The 15,057-nt window shown below is 66.3% G+C and carries 15 protein-coding genes and 1 tRNA gene; 2 read left to right on the top strand and 14 right to left on the bottom strand.

Going from position 1 to position 15,057, the window contains the following annotated elements; translation table 11 throughout:
• Positions 1 to 158: 158 nt before the first annotated feature.
• The 9 genes from ASC95_RS25320 to ASC95_RS25280 are packed head-to-tail and all read right to left on the bottom strand — an operon-like array spanning position 159 to position 8,176.
• On the bottom strand, positions 159 to 1,145 hold the full coding sequence (locus ASC95_RS25320) for an aldo/keto reductase (RefSeq protein ID WP_057300397.1): 987 nt from the start codon (positions 1,143 to 1,145) through the stop codon (positions 159 to 161).
• A gap of 10 nt (positions 1,146 to 1,155) precedes the next feature.
• Positions 1,156 to 2,115 (bottom strand): Gfo/Idh/MocA family oxidoreductase, encoded by a 960-nt coding sequence (locus tag ASC95_RS25315; protein ID WP_057300396.1) that lies wholly within the window; start codon positions 2,113 to 2,115, stop codon positions 1,156 to 1,158.
• Positions 2,112 to 2,978 carry a class III extradiol dioxygenase subunit beta gene (locus tag ASC95_RS25310; RefSeq protein WP_057300395.1) on the bottom strand — a complete coding sequence of 289 codons (867 nt, stop codon included), beginning with the start codon at positions 2,976 to 2,978 and terminating at the stop codon, positions 2,112 to 2,114. The genes ASC95_RS25315 and ASC95_RS25310 overlap by 4 nt, the downstream gene beginning before the upstream one ends.
• A gap of 2 nt (positions 2,979 to 2,980) precedes the next feature.
• Positions 2,981 to 3,415 (bottom strand): protocatechuate 4,5-dioxygenase subunit alpha, encoded by a 435-nt coding sequence (gene ligA, locus ASC95_RS25305; protein WP_057300394.1) that lies wholly within the window; start codon positions 3,413 to 3,415, stop codon positions 2,981 to 2,983.
• On the bottom strand, positions 3,415 to 4,329 hold the full coding sequence (locus ASC95_RS25300; protein WP_057300393.1) for an amidohydrolase family protein: 915 nt from the start codon (positions 4,327 to 4,329) through the stop codon (positions 3,415 to 3,417). Before ASC95_RS25300 ends, ligA begins: the two co-directional genes overlap by 1 nt.
• Positions 4,330 to 4,334: 5 nt before the next feature.
• The gene (gene ligK / locus ASC95_RS25295) at positions 4,335 to 5,018 is read right to left on the bottom strand and encodes a 4-carboxy-4-hydroxy-2-oxoadipate aldolase/oxaloacetate decarboxylase (RefSeq protein WP_057300392.1); all 684 of its coding nucleotides are present in this window, start codon (positions 5,016 to 5,018) and stop codon (positions 4,335 to 4,337) included.
• 2 nt (positions 5,019 to 5,020) lie between these two features.
• Positions 5,021 to 6,049 (bottom strand): amidohydrolase family protein, encoded by a 1,029-nt coding sequence (locus ASC95_RS25290; protein ID WP_057300391.1) that lies wholly within the window; start codon positions 6,047 to 6,049, stop codon positions 5,021 to 5,023.
• A gap of 21 nt (positions 6,050 to 6,070) precedes the next feature.
• Positions 6,071 to 7,450 carry an MFS transporter gene (locus ASC95_RS25285; protein ID WP_235538046.1) on the bottom strand — a complete coding sequence of 460 codons (1,380 nt, stop codon included), beginning with the start codon at positions 7,448 to 7,450 and terminating at the stop codon, positions 6,071 to 6,073.
• 24 nt (positions 7,451 to 7,474) lie between these two features.
• On the bottom strand, positions 7,475 to 8,176 hold the full coding sequence (locus ASC95_RS25280) for a substrate-binding domain-containing protein (RefSeq protein ID WP_082568089.1): 702 nt from the start codon (positions 8,174 to 8,176) through the stop codon (positions 7,475 to 7,477).
• A 95-nt stretch (positions 8,177 to 8,271) separates the two neighbouring features.
• Between ASC95_RS25280 and ASC95_RS25275 the strand changes: the two genes are divergently transcribed.
• Positions 8,272 to 9,174: a LysR family transcriptional regulator gene (locus ASC95_RS25275; protein ID WP_057300390.1), complete on the top strand. Its 903-nt coding sequence runs from the start codon at positions 8,272 to 8,274 to the stop codon at positions 9,172 to 9,174.
• On the opposite strand, the gene pobA is transcribed toward ASC95_RS25275, so the two are convergent.
• A complete protein-coding gene (gene pobA / locus ASC95_RS25270; RefSeq protein WP_057300518.1) occupies positions 9,153 to 10,325 on the bottom strand; it encodes a 4-hydroxybenzoate 3-monooxygenase in 1,173 nt (390 codons plus the stop codon). The genes ASC95_RS25275 and pobA overlap by 22 nt on opposite strands.
• A 105-nt stretch (positions 10,326 to 10,430) precedes the next feature.
• On the opposite strand from pobA, the gene ASC95_RS25265 reads away from it, so the two are divergent.
• Positions 10,431 to 11,354, top strand: a complete 924-nt coding sequence (locus ASC95_RS25265; RefSeq protein WP_082568088.1) for a helix-turn-helix domain-containing protein — start codon at positions 10,431 to 10,433, stop codon at positions 11,352 to 11,354.
• On the opposite strand, the gene ASC95_RS25260 is transcribed toward ASC95_RS25265, so the two are convergent.
• From ASC95_RS25260 to ASC95_RS25245, 4 genes are all read right to left on the bottom strand, one after another.
• Entirely contained in the window at positions 11,348 to 13,648 is a 2,301-nt protein-coding gene (locus tag ASC95_RS25260; protein WP_057300388.1) for an excinuclease ABC subunit UvrA, read from the bottom strand. The two genes, ASC95_RS25265 and ASC95_RS25260, sit on opposite strands and share 7 nt — an antisense overlap.
• A 345-nt stretch (positions 13,649 to 13,993) precedes the next feature.
• Positions 13,994 to 14,070 (bottom strand) — tRNA-Pro (locus tag ASC95_RS25255).
• A 35-nt stretch (positions 14,071 to 14,105) separates the two neighbouring features.
• Positions 14,106 to 14,636 (bottom strand): MerR family transcriptional regulator, encoded by a 531-nt coding sequence (locus ASC95_RS25250; protein ID WP_057300387.1) that lies wholly within the window; start codon positions 14,634 to 14,636, stop codon positions 14,106 to 14,108.
• Between the two features lie 46 nt (positions 14,637 to 14,682).
• Positions 14,683 to 15,054 carry an integration host factor subunit alpha gene (locus tag ASC95_RS25245; protein ID WP_057300386.1) on the bottom strand — a complete coding sequence of 124 codons (372 nt, stop codon included), beginning with the start codon at positions 15,052 to 15,054 and terminating at the stop codon, positions 14,683 to 14,685.
• Positions 15,055 to 15,057: the final 3 nt, after the last annotated feature.

Raw genomic sequence — 15,057 nt, 5'->3', positions numbered from 1 at the left:
CTCTCAGCCCATGCTGCCTTGGCAGTTTAGTGGCGGCGTTCGCGCGCTGGCCCTAGTGAAAGCGCGCACGAGGCCTGCAGAACCGCTTGGATATTGGGGCTGGGAGCAAGTCAGTGAAGTGGTTTACCAGGTGCGCGCGCGCGCCGTGCGGCCGGCGGTCAAAACTCCTCGGTGCCGATCTCTGCCTGCGTGGCGGCGCTGTAGCGCGCACCGCTGACCGTGTGGCGGTTGATCAGGGCATCGAGCCGGGCGAGCGTGGCGGCGTCGAGCGCCAGCTGCGGCGCCGCGAGCAGCTCGCCCAGGTGCTCGGGGCGCGAGGTGCCGGGAATGGGCACGATGTCGTCGCCCTGGTGCAGCAGCCAGGCCAGGGCCAGCGTGGCCGGCGCGCAGCCCAGCCGGGCCGCTTCTGCGACGAAAGCGTCCAGCAGGCGCAGGTTGGCGCTGTAGTTCTCCGGCGAGAAGCGCGGCATGGCGCGGCGGATGTCCTTCGGCTCCAGCTTGCTCACGTCGCGCAGCTCACCACCGAGGAAGCCGCGCGCCAGCGGGCTGAAGGCGACGAAGGCGACACCCAGCTCGCGGCAGACTTCGAGCACGGCGATTTCGGGGTTGCGCGTCCACAGCGAGTACTCGGTCTGCAGCGCGGCAATCGGATGCACCGCATGTGCGCGACGCAAGGTAGCGGCTGAAACTTCCGAGAGGCCCAGCGCCCGCACCTTGCCGGCCGTCACCAGCTCGGCCATCGCGCCCACGCTGTCCTCCACCGGTACCTTGGCGTCCAGCCGGTGCAGATAGAGCACATCGATGACCTCGGTGCGCAGCCGCTTCAGGCTGGCCTCGACGCTGGCGCGGAGGGTCTCGGGCCGGCCGTCGATGACGCGCTGGCCGTTGACGCCCTGCATGCCGCACTTGCTTGTCAGCACGATGCGCTCGCGGTGGTGAGCCAGCACATCACCCAGCAGTTCCTCGTTGGCGCCAAAGCCATACAGCGCGGCGGTGTCGAACAGCGTGATGCCACCGTCCAGAGCGCCGTTCACCACCTTGACCGCCACATCGCGCGGTGGCGGCGTGCCGTAGGCATGGCTGAGGTTCATGCAGCCCAGGCCGATCGCCGAGACCTCGAAGGGGCCGATCTTTTTCGCTTTCATCGGCGTGTCTTCATGCCGCGTTGAGTTGGTGCTCAAGCATGTGCAGCACGCGGTAGCAAGGGAGCACTTGCGCCACGCTGCTGTTGGGCTCACGGCCCTCGCGGATGGCGGCAAAGAACTCGCGGTCCTGCAGCTCTATGCCATTCATGGACACGTCCACCGCCGACACGTCGATCTTGTTTTCCTTGCCGTCGAACAGGTCGTCGTAGCGCGCCAAGTAGGTGCCGGTGTCGCCGATGTAGCGGAAGAAGGTGCCCAGCGGGCCGTCGTTGTTGAAGGACAGGCTCAGCGTGCAGATGGCGCCGCTCGCGGCCTTGAGCTGGATGCTCATGTCCATCGCGATGCCCAGCGTCGGATGGATGGGACCTTGCAGCGCGTGGGCCTGCACGACAGGGCTCTGCGCCTGGTAAGCGAACAGGTCGACGGTGTGGGCGGCGTGGTGCCACAGCAGGTGGTCGGTCCAGCTGCGCGGCTGGCCGAGCGCGTTCATGTTGGTGCGGCGGAAGAAATAGGTCTGCACGTCCATCTGCTGGACATTGAACTCGCCGGCCGTGATCTTCTTATGCACCCACTGGTGGCTGGGGTTGAAGCGCCGCGTGTGGCCGCACATGGCGACCAGGCCGGATTGCTTCGCCACGCTGACGACTTCCTCGCCGTCCGCCAGCACGTCGCACAGCGGGATCTCCACCTGCACATGCTTGCCGGCCTTCAGGCAGGCGAGGGTCTGGCTGGCGTGCATCTGCGTGGGCGTGCAGAGGATGACGGCGTCGACCCCGGGCAGGGCGAGCGCGTCGGCCAGGTCGGTGGTGACGTGGCCAATGCCGTACTTGTTCGCCACTTCGCGGGTCTTGTCCAGGTCGCGGCTGATCAGCGACACGACTTCGACGCCACCGATGTTCTTGATGCCGTCCAGATGCTTGATGCCGAAGGCGCCGGCGCCGGCCAGCGCTACACGAATTGGTTGAGTCATGTGTTCTCCAGGATCAGATGGCCGACCGCCGTGTTCGAGGCAGGCACGTGATAGAAGCGATGCGCGACGCGCGGGGCCGCACCACCATTGACGTCAGCCATCGCGCCGCGGGCGATCAGCCACATGACCAGCTCGATGCCTTCCGAGCCGGCTTCCCGGACGTATTCGTCATGCGGCACGCGCGACAAGGCGTCGGGCTCGGCGATCAGGCGGTCCAGAAAACGTTGGTCCCACTCGCGGTTGATGAGGCCAGCGCGCGCGCCCTGCAACTGGTGGCTCATGCCGCCGGTGCCCCAGATCTGTACGTTCAGGTCCGGCCCGTAGGACTCGACCGCGCGGCGGATGGCCTGGCCCAGCATGAAACACCGCCGGCCCGACGGCACCGGGTACTGCACGACATTGACGGCGAAGGGGATGACAGGACAGGGCCAGGCGCCCTGGACCGGATCGGGCTGGCCGCACATCAGCGACAGCGGCACCGTGAGGCCATGGTCCACGTCCATCTTGTTGACGATGGTCAGGTCGAAGTCGTCCTGGATGACGCTGTGCGCGATGTGCGCGGCCAGTTCGGGGTGTCCGATGACAGGCGGCACCGGGCGCGGGCCCCAGCCTTCGTCGGCCGGCTCGAAGCGCGCGGCGGTGCCGATGGCGAAGGTGGGGATCATGTCCAGGCTGAAGGCCGTGGCGTGGTCGTTGTAGACGAGAAAGACGACATCCGGCCGCTGCTGTTTGAACCAGTGCTTGGAGAAGTCGTAGCCGGCAAAGACGGGCTGCCAGTAGGGCTCGGTGGTCTTGCCCAGGTCCAGCGCCGCGCCGATGGCGGGCACGTGCGAGGTGTAGACGGATGCGGTGATGCGGGCCACGGTTACTTGTCTCCTGCTTTGCCCTGGGGCTGGCGGTGCGCCTGCGCGTCGCCGTCCTCGCCGATGCGCCGGTTGCCTTCCACCGAACGGCCACCGGAGATCATCATGTTGCGGTATTCCTCTTCGGTCATGCCCGTCATGCTGCCCGCCATCTGCTGGAAGCTCTTGCCGTCGGTGGCGCCGATCTTGGCCAGGAAGTAGATGTTGCCGCCCAGGCGGATGCACTCGTTCAGGTCGCGCGCCAGCACTGCCGCCTTCTGCGCGTCGGTCATCGGCCACTCGTCGAGATAGACGCGCTCGTCAGCCTTGAAGCGGGCACGGTTGTCGGCCTTCATCAGCGACATGCAGAACTGGTTCAGCCAGTAGCCCTTGCGGGACTGCTCGGCATCGAAGATGGTGGTGCCGGGGATGTCGGTGTAGGACTTGTCGAGAGGCATCAGCTTTCCTCCGGCCAGTAAAGCCGCATGGGGTTGTCGACCAGCAGCTTGCGCTGCAGCTCGGGTGTCGGTGCGATGTGCGGGATGAAGTCCACCAGCAAGCCGTCGTCGGGCATGTGGTCCTTCAGGTTGGGATGGGGCCAGTCGGTGCCCCACAGCACGCGGTCGGGGAATTCGTCCATGACGCGGCGGGCGAAGGGCAGGACGTCACGATAGGCGGCCTGTTCGCCGTCCAGCGCGCGCGGGCCGGTGACGGACAGGCGCTCGGGGCAGCTGAGCTTGCTCCACACGTTGTCGTTCTCGCGCATGAACTTCAGGAAGAGCTCGAACTCGGGGCCGTCCACTGGTTTGCTTACATCAGGCCGGCCCATGTGGTCGACGACGACGGTGGTGGGCAGGGCGGTGAAGAAGTCCCACAGCTCGGGCAGGTCGGCCGCCTCGAAGTAGATGACGACATGCCAGCCCAGCTTGGCGATGCGCGCGGCGATCTCCTGCAGCTCGTCCTTGGGCGTGAAGTCCACCAGCCGCTTGACGAAGTTGAAGCGTACGCCGCGCACGCCGGCCTCGTGCATGCGCTGCAGCTCCTCGTCGCTGATGCCGCGCTTGACAGTGACCACGCCGCGGGCCTTGCCGCCCGAGCTCTGCAGCGCATCGATCAGCGCATTGTTGTCGGCGCCATGGCAGGTGGCCTGCACGATGACGTTGCGCGCGAAGCCGAGGTGATCGCGCAGCGCGAAGAGCTGCTCCTTGCTGGCATCGCAGGGCGTGTACTTGCGCTCCGGCGCGAACGGGAACTGCGCACCGGGGCCAAACACATGGCAGTGCGCATCGACGGCGCCAGCCGGGACTTGGAAACGCGGTTTGGAAGGGCCGGCGTACCAGTCCAGCCAGCCAGGGGTCTTGGTGAAGTCCATTGGTTTCAGTCGATATAGCGCAGGCCGGCTTTTGCCAACGGCTCACGCATCTTGTACATGTCCAGGCCAAGCACGCCCGAGGCCAGCTTGGCGCGCTTCTCGCCTTCGAAGCTTTCGCGCTTCAGCGCTGCTTCCAGCGTCTCGACAGCTCGTGCCGCCGGCACGCAGACGACGCCGTCGTCATCCGCCACGATGACGTCGCCCGGCGTGACCCACATGCCGGCGCATACCACCGGCACGTTGACCGAACCCAGCGTCGCCTTGATGGTGCCCTTGCTGCTGATGCACCTGCTCCAGACCGGGAAGCCCATCTGCTGCAGCGTCTTCACGTCGCGCACGCCGGCGTCGATGACGAGAGCCCGCGCGCCGCGGGCCTGGAAGGACGTGGCAAGCAGGTCGCCGAAATAGCCATCGGTGCACTCGGCCGTGACGGCGGCGACGACGATGTCGCCCGGTTGGATCTGCTCCGCGGCGACATGCATCATCCAGTTGTCACCCGGCTGCAGCAGCACGGTCACGGCGGTGCCGGACACCTGCGCGCCCGGGTAAATGGGCCGCATGTACGGCTTGAGCAGGCCGACGCGGCCCATGGCCTCGTGCACGGTCGCCGACCCCAAGGCAGCCAGGCCATCGGCGGCCGTGCGGTCGGCGCGGGTGATGTTGCGATAGACGACGCCGAGTTCGTACATGGTCAGAGCCCTTTCGCCTTGAGTTGCGCATCCAGACGCGGGAACACGCGGCGCGCATTGCCCTCGTAGACGGCGTGGCGATCTTCGGCGCTGAGGTTGGCCGTGGCCTCGACGTAGCGCTTGGTGTCGTCGTAGTAGTGGCCGGTCTCGGGATCGATGCCGCGCACGGCGCCAATCATCTCGGACGCGAACAGGATGTTCTTCACCGGGATCACCTTGGTCAACAGGTCGATGCCCGGCTGGTGGTAGACGCAGGTGTCGAAGAAGATGTTGTTCAGCAGGTGCTCGTCCAGCAGCGGCTTCTTGAGCTCCTGCGCGAGGCCGCGAAAGCGCCCCCAGTGGTAGGGCACCGCGCCGCCGCCGTGTGGGATCAGGAACTTCAGCGTCGGGAAGTTCTTGAACAGGTCGCTGGTCAGGCACTGCATGAAGGCCGTCGTGTCGGCGTTCAGGTAGTGGGCGCCGGTGGTGTGGAAGCAGGCATTGCAGCTGGTGGAGACATGGATCATCGCGGGGATATCCAGCTCGACCATCTTCTCGTAGATGGGGTACCAGTGGCGGTCGGTCAGCGGCGGGCTGGTCCAGTGGCCGCCCGACGGGTCGGGGTTGAGGTTGATGCCGACATTGCCGTACTCCTCCACGCACTTGACCAGTTCGGGGATGCAGCTGGCCGGGTCCGCGCCAGGCGACTGCGGCAGCATGGCGGCGGGCACGAAGTGATCGGGGAAGAGCTGGGCCACGCGGTAGCAGAGCTCGTTGCAGATGGCGGCCCAGGTGGCGGACGTGTTGAAGTCGCCGATGTGGTGGGCCATGAAGCTGGCGCGCGGGCTGAAGATGGTCAGGTCCGAGCCGCGCTGCTTCATCAGCTTGAGCTGGTTGCTTTCGATGGACTCGCGCAGTTCGTCGTCGCTGATCTTCAGCTCGCTGGCCTTTGGCGCGCGGGACGGGTCCTTCAGGCCGGCGATCTGCAGGTCGCGCCAGGCGCCGAGGGCCGCCGGCGCGGTCGTGTAGTGGCCGTGGACGTCGATGATCATCAGAGCTTCTCCTTGTCTGTTTTAGTGCGCGAGTGCGGTGCGAGCCTCGCGATCGTCGGCGAAGCCATCGGCATCGCGCTTGATCCACAGCGCTGCGGCTGCAAGGGCGCCGGGCACGGCCAGTACCAGGAACACCGTACCGATGCTGGCATGCATGGCGGCCATTTGTGCAACCAGCAGCGAGCCCAGGATGCCGCCAAAGCGGCCGATGCCGAGCATCCACGACACGCCGGTGGCGCGGGCATTGGTGGGATAGAAGGCCGCGGCCAGCGCCGGCAGCGACGACTGCGCGGTGTTCATCAGCACGCCGGCCAGGAAGACGCAGACGACCAGCGCGGCCACGTTGCCCGTCATCTGGCCGATGGACCAGATGGCCACCGACGTCAGCGCAAAGCCCAGTGCCACGATGCGGTTGGGCTCGACGCGGTCCATCAGCCAGCCGAAGAACACGGCGCCCACGCCGCCGAGCGGGAAGAGCGCGGAGATCAGCGTGGCGGTGCGCGGCTCGATACCGGCCTCCTTGAACAGCAGCGGCATCCAGTTGATCAGCGCATAGAAGATCACCAGGCCCATGAAGTAGGCCACCCACAGCATCAGCGTGCCCAGGCGGTAGGAGCGGGCCAGCACCTGCGCCAGGCCGCCGCGCTCGTTGGTGACGACGCGGGTTTCGCTGAGCGTGAAGCGCTCGATCTGGTGCACCTGCGGGCCGGCGATGCGGGCCAGCGCGGCGCGGATGCGCTCGACGGGTTGGCGGCGCGTGACCATGAAACGCACCGACTCGGGCAGCAGCGTCAGCAGGGCGACCGTCAGCACCAGCGGCGCGATGCCGCCCAGCACCAGCACGCTCTGCCAGCCCCATTGCGGGATCATCCAGGCCGCCAGGAAGCCGCCGAAGGCCGCACCCAGCGGGAAGCCGCAGAACATCAGGTTGGTCAGCGTGGAGCGGCGCGCGGTGGGGCAGTACTCGCTCATCAGGGTGACGGCGCTGGGCATGGCCGAGCCCAGGCCCAGGCCGGTGATGAAGCGCAAGACGCTGAGCTCTGTGAGGTTGGTGGCGAAGGCGGAGGCCAGCGTGGCGATGCCGAAGATCAGCACCGTCACTGTCAGCACACGCTTGCGGCCCAGGCGGTCGGCGATGGGGCCGGACAGCAGCGCGCCCGCTGCCAGGCCAAACAGGGCGGCGCTGAGCACCGGCGCCAGCATGGGCTTGGTGACGCCCCAGTCTTTGATGAGCGACGGCGCGATGTAGCCGATGGCCGCGGTGTCGAAGCCGTCCAGCAGCACGACGAAGAAGCACAGCGCGAACACCACCCATTGCCAGCCGGAGAGCGGGTGGTCGTCGATGAGGCGCTGCACGTCCACGGCGCGCGTGCCGGGAGCAGGAATCTTTGAGGTCTGCAAGCTTGTCTCCTGTTGTCGTTGGGGTCAGCGCGCGTCCGAAGCCGCGCGCATGCCGTGTTGCCGTTTGATCGCCTCGGTGGCGGGGCTGGCCATGAACTCCAGCAGCGCCTGTGCCGCTTCGGGCTGGGCCGCGTGGGTCGTGACGGCGCCGCTGAAGCGGCTGACGATGTCGATCTCCGGCGGCATGCCGCCGAGCAGCGTGATGCCGGAAACATCCATCAGCTCGCTGTACTGCTGGAAGCCCAACTCGACCTCGCCGCTGGCCACCAAGCCGCCGACCGGCACGCCGGGGCGGGCCTGCACCAGGCGGTCCTTCAGCGTGTCGGCCAGGCCCCAGCGCTCGAAGAGCTTCATCAAGGCCGTGCCGCTGGGGCCGGTCGAGTAGCCGATGGCGCGGGCCTGCAGCACAGTGGCGCGCAGGGCGGCTTCCGTGCCGATGTCGGGTTGGGCCGAACCGGCACGCACGGCAATGGCGACGCTGGAGTCGGCGATGACACGCACGCTGCCGGGCTTCAGGCGGCCGGCAGCCTGCAGCTTGGCGATGGCGTCGCTGGCCAGCACGACGACGTCGAAGCTCTCGCCGTCCTGCACGCGACGCGCGGCGTCCACCCCGCCGACCGACTCGAGGTGCACGGCCGGCGCGCCGGTTTGCGCATGCGCTTGCGCCAGGGCCGTCAGCAGATGGCGCGTGGCCATGGACGAGATCAGGGTGAGGGCGGTGCTCATGGGGCGCGATTCTTCGCAGTGCGGCCCTGTCACGCTAGGTCTGGCTGCCGCTAGCAGCTATAGCGATCCGGCATGGCCTCTGCCAAGATGCGCGCATGACGCTGAACCAGATCGAGTACTTCATCCAGGTCGCCGAGCACGGCAGCTTCAGCAAGGCCGCGCTGGTGCTGGGCGTGGCGCAGCCGGCGCTGAGCCGGCAGGTGCGGGCGTTGGAGACGGAACTGCACGAGACGCTCTTCCTGCGCAACGGCCGCGGCGTGGAGCTGACCGAGGCCGGGCGCCGCCTGTTCGAGCACGGGCAGGGCATCCTGCATCTCGTGTCGCAAGCGCGCGAGGACCTCAGCGAACACCGCAACGAGCCGGTCGGCCAGATCGTCGTGGCCATGCCGCCGACCCAGGCGCGCATGCACACGCTGCCTTTGATCAAAGCTTTCAGCGCCAGCTGCCCGCGGGCGCGGCTGGTCATCATGGAGGGCTTCTCGACCCACCTTACCGAGTGGCTGGTGTCTGGGCGGGCCGATCTCGCCCTGGTCTACAACCCCGAGCCGCTGCCGTCGCTGGAGATCCTGCCGCTGCGCGAGGAATCACTGCTGCTGCTGAGCCCGCCCGAGGCGGCACCGAGCGGGCCGCTGACGCTGGAGGAGCTGTCGCGCCTGCCGTTGATCATGCCGCAGCGGGGCCATGTGTTCCGCAAGCGCATGGAGGAGGCCGCCGCCATGGCGGGCGTGCAATTGCGGGTTGACTGGGAGGTGTCCAGCGTGCCGGCCATCCTGGATCTGGTGGCCGCCGGCCTGGGCCATGCGGCGTTGGGCGAAGACGTGCTGCGCGCCTTTGAGCACCCGGAGCGCCTGGCCGTTACGCGCTTCAAAGCCGCCGATGTGAAGACGACGCTCTGCCTCGTCACGCCGGCGCTCAAGCGCTCCACGCCACTGACGCAGCGCACCGCCGCGCTGTTGATGAAGCTGGTGCGCGAGCCCTACCAGGGCAGGCCGACGTAGTTCTCCGCCATCGACGTCATGGCGGCCTCGGAGCTGACGACGTATTCCAGCTCGGCGCGGTGCAGCTTGGCGTCGATCTCCGGCTCGTGCGGTAGGTTGTGCATCAGGCTGGTGAACCACCAGGAGAAGCGCTCGGCCTTCCAGATGCGTGACAGGCAGCGGGCGGAGTAGTGATCGATGCCCGCGCGGCTTTGCTCCCGGTAGTGCTCGATCAGCGCCTGCGACAGGTAGCGCACATCAGAGGCCGCCAGGTTCAGTCCCTTTGCGCCCGTGGGCGGCACGATGTGGGCGGCATCACCGGCCAGGAAGAGGCGGCCAAAGCGCATCGGCTCGGCGACGAAGCTGCGCAGCGGCGCGATGCTCTTCTCCAGCGACGGGCCCGTGACGAGAGCTGCCGCCGCCGCAGGATCCAGGCGCAGGCGCAGCTCGTGCCAGAACCGCTCGTCGCTCCAGTCGCTGGCCTGGTCGGTCAGTGGCACCTGCAGGTAGTAGCGGCTGCGCGTGGCCGAGCGCATGCTGCACAGCGTGAAGCCGCGCTCGTGGCGTCCGTAGATCAGCTCGTGCGACACCGGCGGCGTGTCGCTGAGCAGGCCCAGCCAGCCGAACGGGTAGACCTTCTCGTGCGTCTTGATCGCGTCTGCCGGCACGCTGGCGCGGCTGACGCCGTGATAGCCGTCGCAGCCGGCGATGTAGTCGCACAGGATCTCGATGCGCTCGCCGTTCACCGTGCAACGCGCGCCGGGTATGTCGCCGTCGAAGCCGAACAGCTCCACGTCCGAGGCCGAATAAAGTGTTTGTTCGCCCACGGCGGCGCGGGCTTCCATCAGGTCGCGCGTCACCTCGGTCTGGCCGTAGACCATGACCGACTTGCCACCCGTCAGCCGGCTCAGGTCGATGTGATGGCGCTGGCCGTCAAACATCAGCTCGAAGCCATGGTGCTCCAGGCCTTCGGCATGCATGCGCGCACCGACACCGGCTTCGTCCAGCAAGTCCACGGTGGTCTGCTCCAGCACGCCGGCGCGGATGCGGCCGAGCACGTAGTCGCCTGTCTGGCGTTCGACGATCAGGTTGGCCACGCCAGCCTTGTGCAGCAGCTGCCCCAGCAGCAAACCCGATGGCCCCGCGCCGACGATGAGCACCTGGGTGCGCAGTGTTTTCATGTCTCGCTCCGTTCTTGTCTGATACCTGTGAGCGTAGGCCGGTGAGGAGGTGGGAGCAATGGACGACAGGAACGTGCGCTTGCACAATTCGAACCTATGCCAAGGTCCCAAGCCACTTCTTCTCCCCCGCTGTATGAGCTCTATGGTGAGCTGGGACGGGATGAAGCACTGGATGGTCTGCACCTGGAGTCCATTGCCGACCGCAGCCGATTGCACAATTGGGAAATCCAGCCGCATCGGCATGCGGCACTGGTGCAGCTGCTGCTGATCGAGGCCGGCACTGCGCGTGTGCAGATCGACGGGCAGTTGCTGGAACTTCATGCGCCCGCCGTGGTCTGGGTACCGATGCTGGTGGTGCACGGCTTCGCATTCTCGCCAGAGACCGAGGGGCACGTCATCACGCTGGACCAGGCGCGGGTCAGGAGCCTGATCGGCCGCTCGCGCGGTCTCTGGGAAGGCTTGGGCGCCTCGCGTGCTGCGGCGCTGGAAGCCGGCTCACCGCAAGGTCAAACCTTGTGCGCCATTGCCCACGCGTTGCGCGACGACTACGCCGGCACCTCGCCCTGGCGCGCCCAGGTGCTGGACGGCGCGGTGCTGATGGCTGCCGCCCTCATAGCCCGCCTGCCTCCGCTGACTGCTGACGCAACGGAAGTCGCCGAGCCAGAAGGCCGCGCCATGCAGCACCTTGCTCGCTACCGCGAGCAGGTCGAGCGCCACTACCGCAGCCACCCGACGCTGGACACGCTGTCCGCGCCGCTGGGGATCACGACGACGCAGCTCAACCGCCTGTGCCGCCTGCACTTGCACTGCTCGGCACTGGACGTGCTGCACCAGCGCCTGCTGCTGGAGGCCAAGCGTGAACTGAGCTACACGACCTTGCAGGTGCGCCAGATCGCCGATGGCCTGGGCTTTGCAGACCCTGCCTATTTCACGCGCTTCTTCCTTCGGCTAACGGGGCAGTCACCGAGCGGCTGGCGGGCCGACATGGCGTCTCGCTCGATGGTTACCCGACGTCATTGAGCGCTGCCGGAACCCTGCGAATTGGCGTACCTTCGCAGATGCGTGGCCGTCTCGCCAATGCCCCTGGCGACCATCTCCGCCACAGCCCCCTCGAACACCACACGACCGCCGCGTTGGCCTGCTTCCGGCCCCATGTCGATCAGCCAGTCTGCTCGGGCGATCATGTCCAGCTGATGTTCGATCACGACAACGGTGGCGCCGCGGTCGATGAGTTGGTCGAGCAATCGAAACAATCGATCGATGTCCGAAAGATGCAGGCCCGAAGTGGGCTCGTCGAACACATAGATTCGGCCCGACTGGCCCAGTTCAGTGGCCAGCTTCAGACGTTGCCGTTCCCCGCCTGACAGGCTGGACAACGGTTGGCCGAGCGACAGGTAGGCTAGCCCGACTTCCTCGAGGCGGGCCAGCGCAGGCGCGATCTCCGGCTCGGCAAAGAAGGCGCTCGCTTCGGCCACGCGCATCGCCAGCACCTCGGCGATGTTTTTGCCGCGCAGGCGGAATTGAAGAGCTTCTTCCGTGAACCGGCGTCCTTGGCAGCGCTCACAGATGCTGACGATGGGTTCCATGAATGCGAGGTCTGTCTCCGTGGTGCCAAGGCCTTTGCACACCGGACAGGCGCCGCCCGAGTTGGCGCTGAACAGCGACGCGCTGGCCGCATTCGCCTGGGCAAAGAGGCTCCGGATGGGACCGAGGATGCCCGTGTAGGTCGCCGTGTTCGAGCGGCGCGAACCTGTGATCGCACCCTGGTCGATGCACACGACCTCGGGGTAGGTGCGGGCGAAGGCGGCGTTGATCAGACTGCTCTTGCCGGAACCGGCCACGCCTGTCACGACCGTCAGGACGCCCATCGGGATCGAAACGCTCACGTCTTTTAGGTTGTGCTGAGTGGCGTGCGTGATCGGCAGCCAGCCCGATGGAGTGCGCGGTGTGGTGTTGATGCGCGCCGCGCGAGACAGGCTGCGCCCCGTGGGCGTGTCGGCCTGCCGCAGGGCCTGCACATCGCCCTCGAAGACCACGGTACCGCCCGCGTCCCCAGCACCCGGGCCCATGTCGATGACATGGTCCGCCGCCACGATGATGTCCGGGTCGTGTTCCACCACCAGCACCGTGTTGCCTTTGTCGCACAGGTGGCGCAACAGCTTGTTCAGGCGCGCGACGTCCCGTGGGTGCAAGCCCACGCTGGGTTCGTCGAAGATGTAGCTCATGTCGCTGAGGCCGCTGCCCAGGTGGCGAACCATCTTCACGCGTTGGGATTCCCCGCCCGACAGGCTCGTCGTTTCGCGGCCGAGGCTCAGGTAGCCCAAACCAATGTCAACCAGATGCTGGACCCGGTAGGCCAGGGCCGGCACCATGCTGGCAGCAAGCGGCGCGTCGACCTCGTCGATGACGGCCAGCAGCTCACCCACCTCCATCGCGCACCAGTCGGCGATGTTCCTGCCGTCAATGCGGCAACCTAGCACCTTCTCGTTGAGGCGTGCCCCGTGGCATCGCGGGCAGGGCCCGGCCGTCACCAACCTATCCCATTCGGAACGGTCCAGCCCTTTGACCTCGCTGATGCTGCGGGTCAGGAAGTTGCGGCGTATGCGTGGCAGCACCCCCTCGTAGCGGCTCGTCGGCGGCCAGCCGGGCCCGGGGTTCAGGATGGGCACGTCCTGCGCGTGGAGCAGCGTTTTCCACTCCTCGTCGGTGTAGTCCTTGAGTGGCTTGTCGTTATCGAACAGGCCGCTGTGCACATAGCGCTTCCAGCGATAGCCGCCGACCGCGAACGCGCTGAAGCGGATCGCTCCCTGGTTGAGCGAGCGTTGCCTGTCGAACAACCGGTCGACGTCGATCGTGTCGACCTTCCCCAGACCCTCGCATCGCGGGCACATGCCGTCAGGGTGATTGAACGAAAAGATGTTGGAGTAGCCGACGAAGGGCTGTCCCACCCGCGAGAACAGCAGGCGGATCAGCGCGAGGATGTCGGTGGCTGTGCCGACCGTGGAGCGCGCGTTTCCGCCCAGGCGGCGTTGATCGATGACGATGGACGCGCAGAGGTTCTCCAGCACGTCGGCATCGGGCTGGGCGTGATGCGGCAGGCGATGCCTCACGAAGGTTGAAAAAGTGTCGTTCAACTGCCGCTGCGACTCCGCAGCAATGGTGTCGAAAACGAGCGAAGACTTGCCCGAGCCCGAGACCCCTGTGAACACCGTGATGCGCTTCTTGGGGATGTCGACGCTGACGTTGCGCAGATTGTTCTCGCGGGCACCGACGACGTGGATGAAGTCAGTGGATGGAGATGGACGTTTCAGCATGGAGGAGCTCGTCGCTTGCATGGACAGCGGCGGCAATCAATGTGCCGGGCTGCGGCGAATGTCCAACCACCCCTCTCAGGTAGCCAAGAAGGTGTCTGAAGTGCGATGGGTGAGAGGAGCTGCTTGTCGCCGGTTTACCCATTGGGTACGCGTGTAGCAGGCGCCTCGCTCGGGCAGCATCCTTGTTGCAAGCGACTGCCGGCTGAAGATGACTTTGCCAGACGTTTACGTTTAGCCTTCTTTTGGTGGACCCCTGGGTGGACCCCCCAGCACTTTTTCGAGCCCAGAATGGAAAAAGGACCTAGAGGCTTTCGCTTCTAAGTCCTTGATTTCTCTTCTTATTTTTGGTCGGGACGGCGGGATTCGAACTCGCGACCCCTTGCACCCCATGCAAGTGCGCTACCAGGCTGCGCTACGCCCCGACTGAGCCAAGCAGTATAACCGAGGAATCGCGCTCTCAGCCCAGAAGGCTGGCTCGGATCGCAAGAAGTTCGGCTCGAACCTGTTCCAGCGAGGTCAAAGGGTCCATGGCGAGCACCGGCAACGTCAAGGATGCTCCGCCGGCCTTCAACGGCTGGGCGTGTGCATGCGATGCCGACCGGACGGCGGGCAGATGCGCCAGTTCGACCGGCGCGTTGGCGTCGTCGTCACCGTCGAGTTCCCCATCCATGGCTTCGAGCGCCTGCGCGGCCTCGGCTTCATCTCGGAAGTTCTGCGCCGCGGCCGCCGATGGCAGGCCTTCGCTGAGCTGGTTGCGCGCGCCGCTGATGGTGAAGCCCTGGTCGTAGAGCAGGTCGCGGATGCGGCGTATCAGCAGCACCTCGTGGTGCTGGTAATAGCGCCGGTTGCCGCGCCGCTTCATGGGCTTGAGCTGGGTGAACTCCTGCTCCCAATAGCGCAGCACATAGGGCTTCACGCCGCACAGCTCGCTGACCTCACCGATGGTGAAGTAGCGTTTGGCGGGAATGGAAGGCAGCGCTTTGTCCATTGAAATCAAGGGCTTCGGAGCGAAAGCTGAGGCAAGGCGTCAGACTCTACTCGAAGTCTTCACCGCTGGGCGTATCGCCTTGCACCAACCCCTTGAGCTTGTGGGAGGCGTGAAAAGTCACGACGTTGCGGGCCTTGATCGGGATGGACTCGCCGGTGCGCGGGTTGCGACCCGGGCGCGGCGCCTTGCGGCGGATGTTGAAGTTGCCAAAGCCTGAAAGCTTGACGTCCTGGCCTTTGACGAGGCTGTCATGCAGGATGTCAAAAAAGGCCTCGACCATGTCCTTGGACTCGCGCTTGTTCAAGCCCAGCTTGTCGAACAGCAGCTCGGCCAGTTCGGCCTTGGTCAAGGTCGGCGTTTCCAGGCTGCCGATGACGACCGGAGCGGATTCGGATTTCTTGGCGTCGTTCGCGTCCATTCG

The sequence above is a fragment of the Pelomonas sp. Root1217 genome, assembly GCF_001425705.1.
GTDB lineage: Bacteria > Pseudomonadota > Gammaproteobacteria > Burkholderiales > Burkholderiaceae_C > Pelomonas.
Note: the sequence above shows the minus strand (reverse complement) of the source record. Positions and strands in the feature narration are given on the sequence as shown.

Excerpts from the sequence above, each read along its gene's own strand:
- ASC95_RS25320 (WP_057300397.1), bottom strand. The coding sequence starts at position 1,145 with ATGAAAGCGAAAAAGATCGGCCCCTTCGAGGTCTCGGCGATCGGCCTG.
- ASC95_RS25315 (WP_057300396.1), bottom strand. The coding sequence starts at position 2,115 with ATGACTCAACCAATTCGTGTAGCGCTGGCCGGCGCCGGCGCCTTCGGC.
- ligA (WP_057300394.1), bottom strand. The coding sequence starts at position 3,415 with ATGCCTCTCGACAAGTCCTACACCGACATCCCCGGCACCACCATCTTC.
- ASC95_RS25300 (WP_057300393.1), bottom strand. The coding sequence starts at position 4,329 with ATGGACTTCACCAAGACCCCTGGCTGGCTGGACTGGTACGCCGGCCCT.
- ligK (WP_057300392.1), bottom strand. The coding sequence starts at position 5,018 with ATGTACGAACTCGGCGTCGTCTATCGCAACATCACCCGCGCCGACCGC.
- ASC95_RS25290 (WP_057300391.1), bottom strand. The coding sequence starts at position 6,049 with ATGATCATCGACGTCCACGGCCACTACACGACCGCGCCGGCGGCCCTC.
- ASC95_RS25280 (WP_082568089.1), bottom strand. The coding sequence starts at position 8,176 with ATGAGCACCGCCCTCACCCTGATCTCGTCCATGGCCACGCGCCATCTG.
- ASC95_RS25275 (WP_057300390.1), top strand. The coding sequence starts at position 8,272 with ATGACGCTGAACCAGATCGAGTACTTCATCCAGGTCGCCGAGCACGGC.
- ASC95_RS25265 (WP_082568088.1), top strand. The coding sequence starts at position 10,431 with ATGCCAAGGTCCCAAGCCACTTCTTCTCCCCCGCTGTATGAGCTCTAT.
- ASC95_RS25260 (WP_057300388.1), bottom strand. The coding sequence starts at position 13,648 with ATGCTGAAACGTCCATCTCCATCCACTGACTTCATCCACGTCGTCGGT.
- ASC95_RS25250 (WP_057300387.1), bottom strand. The coding sequence starts at position 14,636 with ATGGACAAAGCGCTGCCTTCCATTCCCGCCAAACGCTACTTCACCATC.
- ASC95_RS25245 (WP_057300386.1), bottom strand. The coding sequence starts at position 15,054 with ATGGACGCGAACGACGCCAAGAAATCCGAATCCGCTCCGGTCGTCATC.